The following is a 14,276-nucleotide window of genomic DNA, read 5'->3' as shown; positions in this document are numbered from 1 at the left end:
TCGCACGTTACCGGGGCCCGGGGGCGTCGCGGAAATCGGCCAGGAAGGTCTCCAGCCTGCGCGCGGCCAGGTCGGAGTCCCTCTTGGCGAGATCGGTGATCGCCAAGAGGTGCCTGATGAGCCGCTGCCGGGTCTCCGCCGGCAGCGGCGCGACGAGCCGGTGGGCGTCCCGCAACTGCTCCGCGAGGAGCGTCAGGGCGGGGTCGTCCCACTCGGGTCGGGTCCACGGGACCGGGCTCACTGGCGCCCCCAAACGGTTCGAGCGTGTCTCCGCACCCGGGAATTGTCCTCTGTGCGGTGGAACGGCCGTTCATCCGGGGGGTCCGCGGCCGGGCGCGTCGTCCCGGGGCCGGCACGCCGGCACCCGTCCGGGACGGCCGGGGCGGGCCGTCCCGGACGGGCTCGGGACGCGGGCGCGGACACCGCCCGGGGCGGGCGGGGGCGACCCCGCCCGCCGTGCGGCGGGATCAGGCGGTGACCGGCAGCCAGGCCGGCCGGGCCTTCTCGAATTCGCCGACGCGATCGGCGTGGCGCAGGGTCAGTCCGATGTCGTCCAGGCCCTCCAGGAGCCGCCAGCGGGTGTAGTCGTCGATCTCGAACGGGGCGGCGAGACCGGTTCCGTCCGCGCCGCGGACCTCGCGCGCCTCCAGGTCGACGGTGAGCTCGGCGGCCGGGTCCCGCTCGGCCCCGGCCTGGAGCGCCTCGACGGTCTCGGCGGGCAGGACGACCGGCAGCAGCCCCATCTTGGTGGCGTTGTTGCGGAAGATGTCGCCGAAGCGCGGCGCGATGACGACCCGGAAGCCGTACTGCTGGAGCGCCCAGACCGCGTGCTCGCGGGACGAGCCGGTGCCGAAGTCGGGCCCGGCGACCAGGATTCCCGCGCCCTGGTACTGCGGCTGGTTGAGCACGAAGTCCGGGTCCTCGCGCCAGGCCGAGAACAGGCCCTTGTCGAAGCCGGTGCGGCTGACCTGCTTCAGCCAGACCGCCGGGATGATCTGGTCGGTGTCGACGTTGCTGCGGCGCAGCGGGACCGCGCGCCCGGTGTAGGTGGTGAACGCTTCCATTCGGCTCGTCCCTTTACAGATCGGTCTCGTTCTGAGGGGACGACCCCCCAGACCCCCCGGCGGCTGCGCCGAGGTCTAGGGGCGCAGCCAGGCGCCCCGTGACGGCGGTGGCGGCGGCGACGGCGGGCGACACCAGGTGGGTGCGCCCGCCCGGTCCCTGCCGGCCCTCGAAGTTGCGGTTGGAGGTCGAGGCGCTGCGCTCCCCGGGCGTGAGCTTGTCGGGGTTCATCGCCAGGCACATCGAGCAGCCCGCCTCGCGCCATTCGGCGCCGGCGGCGGAGATGACCTCGTCCAGCCCCTCCTCCTCGGCCTTCTTCTTGACCTCCATCGAGCCGGGCACGACCAGCATGCGGACGCCGTCCGCGACCCGGCGGCCGGCCAGCACGTCCGCGACGGCGCGCAGGTCCTCGATGCGGCCGTTGGTGCAGGAGCCGACGAAGACGGTGTCGACGGCGATCTCGCGCAGCGGGGTGCCGGCGGTCAGGCCCATGTACTCCAGCGCCCGCTCGGCGTTCTGCCGGGCGGCCGGGTCGTCGTAGGAGGCCGGGTCGGGCACCGAGGCGCCGAGCGGCAGCCCCTGGCCGGGGTTGGTGCCCCAGGTGACGAACGGGGTCAGCTCGGCCGCGTCGATCACGACCTCCCGGTCGAAGACCGCGTCGTCGTCGGTGCGCAGGGACGTCCAGTACTCGACGGCCCTGTCCCAGTCCACTCCCGCGGGCGCGTGCTCGCGCCCCTTGAGGTACTCGAAGGTGGTCTCGTCCGGGGCGATCAGGCCCGCGCGGGCGCCGGCCTCGATGGACATGTTGCAGACCGTCATGCGGCCTTCCATCGACAGCGACCGGATCGCCTCGCCGCGGTACTCGATCACGTGTCCCTGGCCGCCGCCGGTGCCGATCCGCGCGATGATCGCGAGGATCAGGTCCTTGGCGGTGACGCCCGCGGGCAGCGCGCCGTCCACGGTCACGGCCATCGTCTTCGGCCGGTTCTGGGTCAGCGTCTGGGTGGCCAGAACGTGCTCGACCTCGCTGGTGCCGATGCCGAAGGCCAGCGCGCCGAACGCGCCGTGGGTGGAGGTGTGCGAGTCGCCGCAGACCACCGTCATGCCCGGCTGGGTCAGCCCGAGCTGCGGGCCGATGACGTGCACGATGCCCTGCCCGGCGTCGCCCATCGGGTGCAGGCGGAGGCCGAACTCGGCGCAGTTCTTGCGCAGCGTCTCGACCTGGGCGCGCGACACCGGGTCGGCGATCGGCTTGAGCAGGTCGGTGGTCGGGACGTTGTGGTCCTCGGTCGCGATGGTCAGGTCCGGGCGCCGGACCGGGCGGCCCGCCATCCGCAGGCCGTCGAACGCCTGCGGGCTGGTCACCTCGTGGACCAGGTGCAGGTCGATGTAGAGGAGGTCCGGTTCACCCTCGGCACGTCGTACGACATGCGCGTCGTACACCTTCTCGGCCATTGTGCGGCCCATCGCTCCACCTCACCTTGTCGTCTCCGGCGCGCCGGTGCGCCGTGGTCCGGGTCACCTCGACTTGCATCTCAAATTACGAGACGGCAATATCAAGACATGGACAACTCTAGCGGAGTCGGCGTACTTGACAAAGCGGTTCTGGTCCTGAACGCGCTGGAGGCCGGTCCGGCCTCGCTCGCCCAGCTCGTCCAGACCACCGCCCTGGCCCGCCCGACGGCCCACCGGCTCGCCGTCGCACTGGAGCACCACCGGCTCGTGCACCGCGACACGCAGGGCCGTTTCATCCTCGGCCCGAGGCTGGCCGAGCTGGCGGTGGCGGCGGGCGAGGACCGCCTCCTCGCCATCGCCCAGCCGATTCTCGCGCAGTTGCGCGACCTGACCGGCGAGAGCGCCTCGCTCTTCCGCCGCCAGGGCGACGTCCGGGTGTGCGTGGCGGCGGCCGAGCGGACCAGCGGCCTGCGCGACACCATCCCGGTCGGCGCGGCGCTCCCGATGACCGCCGGGTCGGCCGCCCAGATCCTGCTCGCCTGGGAGGAGCCGGACCGGATGCACCGGGGCCTGCGCGGCGCCAAGTTCGAGGCGACCACCCTCGCGTCGGTGCGGCGCCGCGGGTGGGCGCAGAGTGTGGGCGAGCGGGAGCAGGGCGTCGGGTCGGTGTCGGCGCCGATACGGGGCGCGGGTGGACGGGTGATCGCCGCGGTCTCCGTCTCCGGCCCCCTGGAGCGCCTCACCCGCTCCCCCGGCCGCCTGCACGCGGGCCCGGTGATGGCCGCCGCCGAGAAGGTCTCCGAGGGCATGCGCCGCACCGCCTCCTGACCGTCCTGGCATGAAATTCACGGTCCGCGGACACAAGGTCGGATGGGAGGTCCGATGACCATCGACGAATCCGGCCTGCGGGCGCGGCTGGCGGAGCTGACCCTCGACGAGAAGACCGACCTGCTGACCGGCGCCGATTTCTGGACGCTGCGCCCGATCCCCCGGATCGGGCTGAGGCGGCTGGTGCTGTCGGACGGCCCGAACGGTGTCCGCGGGACGCGCTGGGACGATCGCGAGACGAGCCTGCTGTTCCCGAACCCGACCGCGCTCGCCGCGACCTGGGACCCCGCGGCGGCCGAGCGGACCGGACGGCTGAACGGCGCGCAGGCCCGCGACAAGGGCGTCCACGTCCAGCTCGCCCCCACCCTCAACCTGCACCGGACCCCGCTCGGCGGCCGGCATTTCGAGAACTACTCTGAGGACCCGCTGCTCGTCGCCCGGATCGGCGCCGCGTTCGTCCGGGGCGTCCAGTCGGCCGGGGTGGCGGCCACGGCCAAGCACGTGGTCGGCAACGAGTCCGAGACCGAGCGGATGTCCTACGACGCGCGGATCGACGACCGGACGCTGGATCGCCTTTACCTGCGCCCCTTCGAGGAGGCCGTCCGGGCCGGGGCGTGGGCGGCCATGGCGGCCTACAACGGTGTCAACGGCACGACGATGACCGAGAACCGGCCGCTGCTGACCGGCGTCCTCAAGGAGCGCTGGGGGTTCGACGGCGTGCTGGTCTCGGACTGGACCGCGATCCGGTCCACCGAGGCCGCCGCCAACGCGGGCATGGACCTGGAGATGCCGGGCCTGCCGACCAGCCCGTGGCGCGGCAGGCTCGCCGCGGCGGTCCGGGAGGGCCGGGTCGCCGCGGAGCTGATCGACGACAAGGTGCTGCGGATCCTGCGGCTGGCGGCGCGCGTGGGCGCGCTGGACGGCTTCCCCGGGCCGCCCCCGGCGACCACCCCGGCCGACGCCCGCGATCAGCTTCGCGAGCTGGCCTCGCGCGGGATGGTGCTGCTGCGGAACGAGGGCGGCGCGCTCCCGCTGAACGCTCCCGGCAGGATCGCGCTCATCGGCCCGAACGCGGTGCGGTTCGCCGCCCAGGGCGGCGGGAGCGCGCACGTCACCCCCGCCCACGTGGTGACCCCGGAGGAAGGGCTCCGCCAGGCGCTCGGCGATGCCGAGATCATCGTCCGTCCCGGCGTCCACCCGCACGAACGGCTCGCGCCGCTGCCGCTCGCCATGGCCACCGACCCGGAGACGGGCGAGCCCGGCGTGCGGCTGGAGTTCCTCGGCGCGGACGGGGCGCCGCTCCGCTCCGAACGCCGGGCGGGAGCGCGATTCGTCCTCTACCAGGACGTCCCGGACGGCACCCGCGAGATCGTGGCGCGCACCCGGGTGACCCCGGCCGAGGACGGCGCGCACACGTTCGCGGCGTCCGGGGTGGGCGAGCTCCTGCTGACGATCGGCGGGAACACCACGGCGATCACCCTCGCGCCGGGCGGCGGCGACCTGGTCGAGGCGCTGATGCGCCCGCCGGAGCACCGCGTGGAGGTGGACCTGGCGGCGGGCCGCGCCGTCCCGGTCGAGCTGCGCCTCGCCTGCGCGCCCGACCGGCCGGCCCTCGCGCTCGGGCTCGGCCACTGGGCGCCGCACCTGGCCGAGGACGAGGAGCTGGCCGCCGCCGTGGCCGCCGCCCGCGGCGCCGACGCGGCCGTGGTGGTCGTCGGGACCAACGACGCGGTGGAGAGCGAGGGCTTCGACCGGACCACGCTCGCCCTTCCCGGCCGCCAGGACGAGCTGGTCTCGGCCGTCGCGGCCGTCAATCCGCGCACGGTCGTGGTGGTCAACGCCGGGGCGCCGGTCCTGATGCCGTGGCGGGACGAGGCCGCCGCCGTGCTGTGGGCGTGGCTGCCCGGTCAGGAAGGCGGCGCGGCCATCGCCGACGTCCTCACCGGCGCGGCCGAGCCGGGCGGACGGCTGCCGACCACGTTCCCGGTGACGGGCACCGGCGTCCTGTCGCCGGTCCCCGACCCGGACGGGACGCTGGAGTACTCCGAGGGCACCGCGATCGGCTACCGGCACTACCCGCCGCACGACGTCGCGTACCCGTTCGGGCACGGGCTCGGCTACACCACCTGGGCGTACGAGTCGCTGGCCGTCGCGGGCGGGGTGGCCGAGGTCACCGTCCGCAACACCGGCGGCCGGTCCGGGCGCGAGATCGTCCAGTGCTACGCGTCGGAGGAGGGCCCGCCGGTCCGGCTGGTGGGGTTCGGCGTCGCCGAGGCGGGGCCGGGCGGCACCGCGACCGTCCGGATCGGGCTGGACGGTCCCCCGGCCGTCCCGTACACGCTGCGCGCCGGTTCCTCCATCGCCGACCTGCCCTTGACGGCACGGGTCTGAGCGACCGGGAAAGGGTGCCCGGGGATCGTTGGATTGTGCCGCTTTCCCATGGCTGGTTAGCGTTAATATCCAGCCGAGGAGGTGCTGGGTGCAGATCTCAGAGCTGAGCGATCGCAGCGGCCTGACGGTCCAGACGATCAAGTTCTACATCCGGGAAGGGCTGCTGGCCAAGGGTTCTGTGGTCAGCTCCACTCGATCGGACTACGACGAGCGGCATCTGGAGCGGCTCCGGCTGATCAACGCGCTGCGCGACGTCGGCGAGCTGCCGGTGTCGGCGATCCAGCAGATCATCGCGGCGGTGGAGGACCGGGACGCCGGGCTGCACGAGCTGTTCGGCACCACCCAGCACGCGCTCGGCCCGCACGTCGTCCCGCCCGACGATCCGCACTGGCGCGCGGCGCGCGAGGACGTGGACGCGCTGATCGGCGAGCTGGGCTGGCGGGTCTCCGGCCGGGCGCCCGCCCGCGACCTGCTCGCCCAGACCTTCGTGGCGCTGCGCCGGCTCGGCTTCCCGATCACCCTGACCGACCTGCGCCCCTACGTGCGGGCCGCCTCCGACATGGCCGAGCACGAGATGGGCCGGCTCGCCGACGGCGCCCCGCGCAGCCGCACCGTGCACTCGCTGCTGGCCTCGACCGTGCTGTACGAGCAGGTCCTCACCGCGTTGCACCGGCTGGCCCAGGAGGACGCCTCGGCCCGCCGCTTCGGCGACGGCTGAACCGGCGCCGGGCCGGGCACGGACATTCCGGGCGACCAACGGTGAATTGTCCGGCGGACACCGCCTGACCAGGGGCGTGGCCGGGCAGGGACCACACCGTCACCACAATTCCGGCCTAATGAGTCGGAATTCATCCTCGCTATCCCGGAAAATCACTAATCGTGCGGATCGCCTAATATAAGGATTCGTGACCGGTGTTCGCCGGGCACCCCGCCGAGCCTGATGAAGTGATGCGCCCATGACCGCGACGGACCCCGCCGACACCCCGGACTCCCCCGGCGGCCGGTGGACCGACCGCCTGCTGGCCGAGGGCGACGATCCCGACCCCCGCTTCACGCTCGCGAACGAGCGCACGTTCCTGGCCTGGATCCGGACCGCGCTCGCCCTGATCGCGGGCGGGATCGGGCTGGCGCTGAGCGGCCATCTGATGGACACCGCGCTGCGGCACGGGCTGGCGATCGGGTTCTCGGCCACCGGCGCGCTGGTCGCGGCGCTGGCGTTCCGCCGCTGGCTGCGCACCGAACGGGCGCTGCGGCGCGCGGAGACGCTGCCGCTGCCCGCGCTGGCCCCGGTGATGTCCTACGGGCTGGCGTTCGGGGCCGTGGTCCTCCTCGTCGCGCTGCTGGCCACCCGATGACCCTGTGGGACCGCGGCGCCCAGCCCGAGCGGACGGCGCTGGCCTGGTCCCGCACCACGCTGGCGCTGACCGTCGCGGGGCTGCTGTGCGTGCGGCTGGCGCCCTCGACCGCCGGGGCGGTGGTGGCGGCGGCGGTCGTGTGCGGCGGCGCCGCGCTCCAGCTCCGCCGCACGCGCGTGCAGTTCCGGACCCGGCAGCGGCGGCTGCTCGCCGGTGAGGCGGTCGTCGATCCCTTCTCGATCCTGCTGGCCACGGCCCTGACGATCCTGCTGGCCGCGGCCGGGGTGCTGTTCACCGTGCGCTAGCAGCCCGGTGCGCGGCCCGCGGGGATACGGTGACCTGGTCGCTTCCGCCGTGGGGGGATCCGCCGTGCCCGACCGCCCGTTCGTCAGCCTCGCCACCGACTTCGGCGCCGCCTACACCGCCGTCTGCGCCGGGGTCGTGTACACGATCGAGGCCGCGGCGAACCTGCTCGTGCTGAGCGACGAGATCACCCCGTACAAGGTCCGCGAGGGCGCGATGCTGCTCCGCGACGCGCTCCCCTACCTGCCGGTCGGCGTGCACATCGGGATCGTCGACCCGGGCGTGGGCACGTCCCGCGCCCCCATCGGGATCGCCACCGGGCGCGGCGACGTGCTCGTCGGCCCCGACAACGGGCTACTCGTCCCGGCCGCGCACCGGCTCGGTGGCGTCGTCCGGGCGCACCGCCTGGACGACCCCGCCTACCGCCTCGCCACCGTGTCGACGACCTTCCACGGCCGGGACGTGTTCGCCCCCGCCGCCGCGCACCTCGCCCGCGGCGCCGACCTCGCCGCCTTCGGCGCCCCCATCGACCCCGTCCCCCTGGACGTCCCGGAGCCCACGACCGAAGGCGGCGGGCTGACCGCCGCCGTCCTCTATAGCGACCGCTTCGGCAGCCTGATCCTGTACGCCGACCGCGCGCACCTGACCGCCGCGCTCGGCCCCGTCGGGTACGGGACGGACCTCACCGTGACCTGGGACGGCGGCACGGTCCGCGTCCCGTTCGCCGAGACGTTCGGCAGCGTCGGGCCGGGCGAGCCGCTCCTGTGGGTCGACTCGTCCGGCCGGCTCGGCCTCGCCGTCAACCGGGGCTCCGCCGCGGAACGCTTCGGCCTCACCGACGAGAGCACCGTCGCGGTCCGCCGATAATGGCGGGCATGACTGATCTCGACGTCGTCGCCTGGGTGCAGGTCACCGACGGCAAGCTGCTCGCCGTCCGGGCCCGCGGGCGCGACCTGCTGTACCTGCCCGGCGGGAAGCGCGAGCCGGGCGAGGACGACTGGTCGGCGCTGTCGCGAGAGGTCCGCGAGGAGCTCGACCTCGAACTGGACGCCGCGTCCTTCCGGGAACTCGGCGTGATCCGCGCACCCGCGCACGACCAGCCGGACTTCGCCCAGGTCACGATGGTCTGCTGCACCGCCGGCTACCGGGGCGAGGTCACCGCGTCCGCGGAGGTCGACGAGTTCGTCTACCTCGCCCCGGACGACCGCGACCTGCTCGCCCCCGCCGCCCGATCGGCCCTGGACCTCGCCCGCGCCCGCGGCCTCCTCACCTGACCGGTCAGGCGGCGAGGACCAGACCGCTGCCGATGCCGAGGGCCAGCGACACGGCGGCGAGTGCGACGGCGACGACCAAGGCGCTCCGGGCCGGGCGGAGCGGGGCGGCGGGCCCGCCGAACGCCGGGACGATCCAGCGCAGGTAGTAGAAGACGCTAGCGACGGAGTTGGCCGCCGCCAGCGCGGCGAGCCAGGCGTAGTGCCCCTCCAGTGCCGCGCCGAACATCAGCAGCTTGCCGACGAAGACGGCGGTCGGCGGCGTCCCGACGAGGCCGAGCAGGCAGACGACCAGGGACGTCCCGAGGGCGGGCGAGGCGCGCAGCAGGCCGGTGTAGCCGGCCAGATCGTCCCGGCCCACGGCGACGACCACCGCGAACGCGCCGAGGTTGGTCACCGCGTACGCCGCGACGTAGTACAGCAGGGCGGGTTCGGCGAGGGCGGCCCGTCCCGCCATCGCGACCGGGACGAGCAGGTAGCCCGCCTGGCCGACGGTGGAGTACGCCAGCAGCCGGCGGACATTGTCCTGCGCGAACGCGGCGAGGTTGCCCAGCGTCATCGTCACGGCGGCGACCAGCGCGACCAGCGGCGCCCAGGCGAACGCGCCCGGCGGGAGCACCTCGGCACCGATCCGGAAGAGCGCCGCGAACGCCCCGATCTTCGGGACGGTGGTGACGAACGCGGCCACGACCGGCGGGGCGCCCTCGGCGACGTCCGGGACCCAGTAGTGCCCCGGCACCGCGCCCGCCTTGAACAGCAGCCCGGCGAGGAGCGCCACCGTCCCCACCGCGACCGCCGCGCCGGGCGCCGCGCCGAGCCCGTCGCGGAGCGCCGCGTAGGACGTGCCGCGGCCCACCCCGTACAGCAGGGTGACCCCGGCGAGCATGAGGACGCCGAGGAACGCGCCCATCAGGTAGTACTTCAGCGCGGCCTCGGTCCCCGGCCCGTCCTTGCCGAAGCCCGCGAGCGCGTACGCCGGGATGCTCGCCAGCAGGTACGCCGCCACCAGCACCAGCAGGTCCGAGGACGCGCCAAGGAGCACGGTGCCGAGTGCGGCGAGCAGGATCAGCACGGAGAACTCGCTCTCCCGGGGGTGCCCGCGCATCCGCCCGGCGGCGAGGACGACGACGGGCAGCGTGGTGCCGAAGACCGCGATCCGGGTGACGTGCGTGACCGGGTCGACCGTGAACGCGTCGAACGCCATCAGGCCGGGCCGGGTCGCGGCGACGAGCGCGACCGCCAGCGCCGCCGCCAGGCCCGCGGCGCACACCGCGGCGACCCGCCACTGACCGGCGCGGGGCAGGAACATCCCGGCCAGCAGCCCGAGGACGGCCGCGAGCAGCACGCACAGCTCCGGCGCCAGGTCGGCCGGGTTCTCGTTCACCGCGCCACCAGCGCCACCACGGCGGCCGACACCGGCTCGATGGTGTCCAGGAGGGGACGCGGCGCCACCCCGATCGCCAGCGACAGCGCCAGCAGCGGCACGACGGCCGCGAGCTCGGGCCGCCGCACGTCGGTGACCCGGCCGGTGAGCTCGCCGGGCTCGCCGAGCACCGCCCGGTGCAGCACCCGCAGGAACAGCGCGGCGGTGATCAGGATGCCGAGGACCGACACCGCCGCGGCGACGGCGGCGGGCGTGGAGCCGCCGCCGATCGCGCCGGTGAAGATCTGGAATTCGGCGATGAACCCGGACAGGCCGGGCAGGCCGAGCGACGCGAACGCCGCCACGGCGGTCAGCGCGGCGAACACGGGTGCGCCCCGCGCCAGCCCGCCGTACCGGCCGAGGTCGTAGCTGCGCCCCCGGTCGTACAGGACCCCGCACAGCAGGAACAGCGCCCCGGTGACCAGGCCGTGGCTGACCATCTGGGTGACCGCGCCCGTTACCGCCAGCCGCCGCGCGGCGGCGTCGCCGGACGCGTACCCGGCCGCGCCGAGCGCGAGGACGATGTAGCCCATGTGGTTGACCGAGGTGTAGGCGACCAGCCGTTTGAGGTTCTCCTGAGCGAGCGCGACCAGCGCCCCGTACAGCACGCTCAGCAGCCCGACGGCGAGCGGCACCCAGGCGTAGCGGCGCCACGCGTCGGGCAGCATCGGCATCGCGATGCGGACCAGGCCGTAGGTGCCCATCTTCAGCATCACCCCGGCGAGGATCGCCGAGCCCGCGGCGGGCGCGTCGGTGTGCGCCGGCGGCAGCCAGGTGTGGAACGGCACGACCGGCGTCTTGATCGCCAGGCCGGTGCCGATCGCGAGGAGCGTCAGCCCGGCGAGGCCCGGGGACCCCTCCAGCGGCGGGCGCCGGATCAGCTCGGCCATGTCGAAGGTGTGCGGGTCGGCGCCCAGGTAGAGGCCGATGAACCCGAGCAGCAGGATCAGCGAGCCGAGGAAGGTGTAGAGGAAGAACTTCAGCGCCGACCGCGCCCGGTCGCCGTGCCCCCACAGCAGGATCACGGCGTACATGCCGACGATCGACAGGTCGAAGAACACGAAGAACAGCAGCAGGTCCAGCGCCGCGAACAGCCCGAGGCACACCGTCTCCAGGAAGAGGAACAGCACCGCGAACGCGCGGATCCGGTACGTCTGCCGCAGCGAGTAGACCGCGCACGCGGCGAACAGCAGGGCGGTCAGCGCGAGCAGCGGCAGCGACAGGCCGTCGACGCCAACGTGGTACCCCGCGCCGACGGACGGGATCCAGCGCGCGTTCGTCTCGAACGCGATCCGCCCGGTCCCGGACGTGCCGTGCCGGGCCCACATCGCGGCGACGAGGGCGAGGTCGGCGGCGGTCGCCGCGATCCACACCGCCAGGACGGCGCGGTGGCCGGGACGCGGCACCGCCAGCAGGGCGAGCGCGGCGGCCAGCGGCAGGAAGATCACCAGGGTGAGCACGGTCATCGCCCTCCGGCCAGGACGGCGACGACGACGAGCGCCGCGAGCAGCACCGCCGCCTGGGCGTAGTAGGCGTGGACCTGGCCGGTCTGGGGACGGCGGGCCAGCGCGGCGAGGCCCCGCGCGGCGCGTCCGACCGCGGTGACGGCGCCGTCCAGCCGGATCTCGGCGCGGCGCGTGGTCAGTGCGGAGAGTGCCCGCCCGGCCTGCGCGGCGGCCCGCACGCCCCTGTCGACCACGCGGTCGTCGAAGCGGGCCAGGGCCCGCGCCAGCGCGAGCGTCGGGCCGACGAGGACGGCGCCGGCCATCGGCTCCAGGCGCAGCCACCCGAGCGCCCACCCCGCCGTCCGCCCTGCGCCCCGGTCCGGCAGCCCCGGCACCTGGTCCGGCACCGTGAAGGTGCCGCGTCGCGCGAGGGCGACGGCGGCGAGGACGGTGGCGACGGCGAGGACGCCCGACACGGCGAGCCCGGCCGCGCCTGGCCCCGGCTCGTCCGGTACGCCGAGCACCTGCCGCCAGGGGCCCGCGACGGCCGGGAGCCCAAGGATCCCCAAGGTGCAGGCGGCCACCGCGAGCACCGGCAGCGGGACCACCGCCAGCCGGCCCGCCCGCCCGCGTTCGCCACCGCCGCGCCGCCACACCGCGATCAGCGCCTTGGCCGAGTAGGCGGCGGACAGCACGGCCGCGGCGAGCCCGACCGCGTACAGCGCGAGCGACTCCTCCCCCGCTGCGGCCAGCACCGTGTCCTTGGTGACCCACAGCGACAGCGGGGGGATCCCGGCCAGCGCGAGCGCCCCCGCCGCGAACGGGACGCCGACCGCCCGGTCGCGGCGCCCGGCGCCGCGCAGGCCGCCCAGGTCCTGGGTGCCGAGCGCGGCGAGCCACGCGCCCGCGCACAGGAACAGCAGGCTCTTGACGGCCGCGTGCGCGACCAGGTGCGCCGTCCCGCCCGCCACCGCCCCCACCCCGGCGCCCAGCACCATGAACCCGAGCTGCGCGCACGTCGAGGCGGCCAGGAGCTGCTTGAGGTCGCGCTGAGCGAGCGCGACGACGCCCAGCAGCAGTGCGGTCAGCGCCCCCGCCCAGGCGACGAGGGGCCCGGCCCAGCCGGTCGCGGCCAGCAGCGGCTGGAGGCGCAGCAGAAGGTAGGCGCCGGCGGCGACCATGGTCGCCGAGTGCAGCAGCGCCGAGACCGGGCTCGGGCCCGACATCGCCCGCGACAGCCAGAACGAGAACGGGAGCTGCGCCGACTTGCCGAGCGCGGCGACGACGATCCCGGCCGCGACGAGGCCGCGCCACGGCCCGGCGGTCCCGGCGAGGTCGGCCAGGCCCAGCGAGTGCGCCCCGGCGGCGGCGCAGCCCGCCGCGATGTAGAGGCCGAGGTCGCCCGCGCGGGTGGTGAGGAACGCGACGTCCGCCGACCGCACCCGCTCCGGATCGGCCCACCAGAACCCGATGAGCGCGTACGACATCGCACCCATGACCTCCCAGCCCATCAGCAGCACGGCCAGGTCGGCGGCGGTGACGGTGACCAGCATCGCGCCCGTGAACACCAGCATCAGCCCGAAGAACCGGGCCCGCGCCTCGTCCGGCGCGAACTCCCCCGCCGCGTGCACCAGGACGGCGAGCGCCACCGCCGCGACGGTCACCACCAGCACCGCGGACAGTCCGTCGACCGCCAGTCCCGCGTCCCAGCCAGGGAACAGCCGGAACCGCACCGCCGGACGGGTCACCGCCGCCGCGACGGCCAGGCCGAGGAGGACGGTCGCGACACCGGTCCCGACCGCCGGGGCCGCCCGGTCGGCGCGGCGCCCGGACAGCAGCAGCAGCGCCCCGGCCAGGAGCGGCAGCGCCGGCAGCGCCCAGGCGAGGACGCTCATCCCCTGAGATCCCCGGCGTCGTCGGTGAGGTCGACGTCACGGGCGCGGAACAGCGCCGTCACCACGGCGAAGCCCATCGCCATCTCCAGCGCCATCACCGTCACCGCGACCAGCACCAGCACCTGCCCGTCGGCGGCGCCCGGCGAGACGTAGAACCAGAAGCCGCCCCCGGCCGCCAGCAGCCCGTTGACCATCAGCTCCAGCCCCATCATCAGCATCACCACCGACTGCTGCGACAGCGCGCCGAACAGCCCGATCGAGAACAGCGCGGCGGCGAGCAGCAGAAACGCCTGGAGGTTCACCCGCCCCCCTCGCCTTCGGCACGCGCGTCCGATCCGGGGCGGTCGTAGCGGCCGCGGTGCGTGGCGAGCACCACCGTGGCGATCATCGTGGCCAGGATGGCGATCCCGATCACCATCATCACCAGCATCTTCGGCCCCATGACCGCCTCGCCGAGGGCGCGGGTCGGGTCGGCCGGCGGCGCGCCGCGCCGCTCCGGCCACGGGACCAGCACCGCGCCCGCCGCCAGCGCGGCGAAGGCCGTCCCGGAGATCGCCAGCGCGCCGCGCCGGTTGTGCACCATGCTCATCGGCATCAGCCCGGCCGGGTTCATCATGTACATGATCATGAAGACCGCCATCACCAGCATCTCCATGATCATCATCAGCATCACCAGCACGCCGAGGTAGTGCAGGTCGATCAGCAGCAGCTCCGCGCCGACGCACAGGAACGACCCGAGCAGCGAGAACGTCGCCCGCGCCATCGAGTCGACGACGAACACGGCCGCGCCGCTCCCGGCCGCCGCGGCGGCCAGGACCCAGAACGCGAACGCCTGCATGCCCCTCCTC

The 14,276-nt window shown here is 74.7% G+C and carries 15 protein-coding genes; 7 read left to right on the top strand and 8 right to left on the bottom strand.

The window, feature by feature from the left end:
- Positions 1-7: 7 nt before the first annotated feature.
- From OHA34_RS32715 to leuC, 3 genes are all read right to left on the bottom strand, one after another.
- On the bottom strand, positions 8-241 hold the full coding sequence (locus tag OHA34_RS32715; RefSeq protein ID WP_285937466.1) for a hypothetical protein: 234 nt from the start codon (positions 239-241) through the stop codon (positions 8-10).
- Between the two features lie 226 nt (positions 242-467).
- Entirely contained in the window at positions 468-1,064 is a 597-nt protein-coding gene (leuD, locus tag OHA34_RS32710; protein ID WP_285937467.1) for a 3-isopropylmalate dehydratase small subunit, read from the bottom strand.
- 13 nt (positions 1,065-1,077) lie between these two features.
- Complete coding sequence (gene leuC, locus OHA34_RS32705) at positions 1,078-2,529, bottom strand: 3-isopropylmalate dehydratase large subunit (RefSeq protein WP_285937468.1); 1,452 nt, start codon at positions 2,527-2,529, stop codon at positions 1,078-1,080.
- 96 nt (positions 2,530-2,625) lie between these two features.
- Here leuC and OHA34_RS32700 point away from each other — a divergent pair, with 96 nt between their 5' ends.
- The 7 genes from OHA34_RS32700 to OHA34_RS32670 all read left to right on the top strand — a co-directional run bounded on the left by OHA34_RS32700 (position 2,626) and on the right by OHA34_RS32670 (position 8,668).
- A complete protein-coding gene (locus OHA34_RS32700) occupies positions 2,626-3,345 on the top strand; it encodes an IclR family transcriptional regulator (protein WP_285937469.1) in 720 nt (239 codons plus the stop codon).
- A gap of 54 nt (positions 3,346-3,399) precedes the next feature.
- Positions 3,400-5,736 (top strand): glycoside hydrolase family 3 protein, encoded by a 2,337-nt coding sequence (locus tag OHA34_RS32695; protein WP_329519845.1) that lies wholly within the window; start codon positions 3,400-3,402, stop codon positions 5,734-5,736.
- Positions 5,737-5,824: 88 nt separating this feature from the next.
- The gene (locus OHA34_RS32690) at positions 5,825-6,454 is read left to right on the top strand and encodes a MerR family transcriptional regulator (RefSeq protein WP_285937471.1); all 630 of its coding nucleotides are present in this window, start codon (positions 5,825-5,827) and stop codon (positions 6,452-6,454) included.
- A gap of 238 nt (positions 6,455-6,692) precedes the next feature.
- Positions 6,693-7,091, top strand: a complete 399-nt coding sequence (locus OHA34_RS32685; RefSeq protein WP_329519844.1) for a YidH family protein — start codon at positions 6,693-6,695, stop codon at positions 7,089-7,091.
- Positions 7,088-7,396, top strand: a complete 309-nt coding sequence (locus tag OHA34_RS32680; protein ID WP_285937473.1) for a DUF202 domain-containing protein — start codon at positions 7,088-7,090, stop codon at positions 7,394-7,396. The genes OHA34_RS32685 and OHA34_RS32680 overlap by 4 nt, the downstream gene beginning before the upstream one ends.
- A 64-nt stretch (positions 7,397-7,460) precedes the next feature.
- Positions 7,461-8,261 carry an SAM hydrolase/SAM-dependent halogenase family protein gene (locus OHA34_RS32675; RefSeq protein ID WP_329519843.1) on the top strand — a complete coding sequence of 267 codons (801 nt, stop codon included), beginning with the start codon at positions 7,461-7,463 and terminating at the stop codon, positions 8,259-8,261.
- A gap of 8 nt (positions 8,262-8,269) precedes the next feature.
- Positions 8,270-8,668, top strand: a complete 399-nt coding sequence (locus OHA34_RS32670; protein WP_285937475.1) for an NUDIX hydrolase — start codon at positions 8,270-8,272, stop codon at positions 8,666-8,668.
- Between the two features lie 4 nt (positions 8,669-8,672).
- On the opposite strand, the gene OHA34_RS32665 is transcribed toward OHA34_RS32670, so the two are convergent.
- Genes OHA34_RS32665 through OHA34_RS32645 form a run of 5 tightly spaced genes read right to left on the bottom strand, consistent with a single transcriptional unit; the run spans position 8,673 to position 14,266 of the window.
- Positions 8,673-10,049 carry an NADH-quinone oxidoreductase subunit N gene (locus OHA34_RS32665; RefSeq protein WP_329519842.1) on the bottom strand — a complete coding sequence of 459 codons (1,377 nt, stop codon included), beginning with the start codon at positions 10,047-10,049 and terminating at the stop codon, positions 8,673-8,675.
- Entirely contained in the window at positions 10,046-11,554 is a 1,509-nt protein-coding gene (locus tag OHA34_RS32660; RefSeq protein ID WP_329519841.1) for a complex I subunit 4 family protein, read from the bottom strand. The genes OHA34_RS32665 and OHA34_RS32660 overlap by 4 nt, the downstream gene beginning before the upstream one ends.
- Positions 11,551-13,428, bottom strand: coding sequence for an NADH-quinone oxidoreductase subunit 5 family protein (locus OHA34_RS32655; RefSeq protein WP_329519840.1), 1,878 nt, complete (start codon positions 13,426-13,428; stop codon positions 11,551-11,553). The genes OHA34_RS32660 and OHA34_RS32655 overlap by 4 nt, the downstream gene beginning before the upstream one ends.
- Positions 13,425-13,730, bottom strand: a complete 306-nt coding sequence (nuoK, locus tag OHA34_RS32650; protein WP_285937479.1) for an NADH-quinone oxidoreductase subunit NuoK — start codon at positions 13,728-13,730, stop codon at positions 13,425-13,427. The genes OHA34_RS32655 and nuoK overlap by 4 nt, the downstream gene beginning before the upstream one ends.
- Complete coding sequence (locus OHA34_RS32645) at positions 13,727-14,266, bottom strand: NADH-quinone oxidoreductase subunit J (protein WP_329519839.1); 540 nt, start codon at positions 14,264-14,266, stop codon at positions 13,727-13,729. The genes nuoK and OHA34_RS32645 overlap by 4 nt, the downstream gene beginning before the upstream one ends.
- Positions 14,267-14,276 lie beyond the last annotated feature (10 nt).

This window comes from Spirillospora sp. NBC_01491 (genome assembly GCF_036227065.1).
Classification (GTDB): domain Bacteria; phylum Actinomycetota; class Actinomycetes; order Streptosporangiales; family Streptosporangiaceae; genus Spirillospora; species Spirillospora xylanilytica.
The sequence above is the reverse complement of the archived record's forward strand: the minus strand, read 5'-3'. Positions and strand labels throughout refer to the sequence as shown.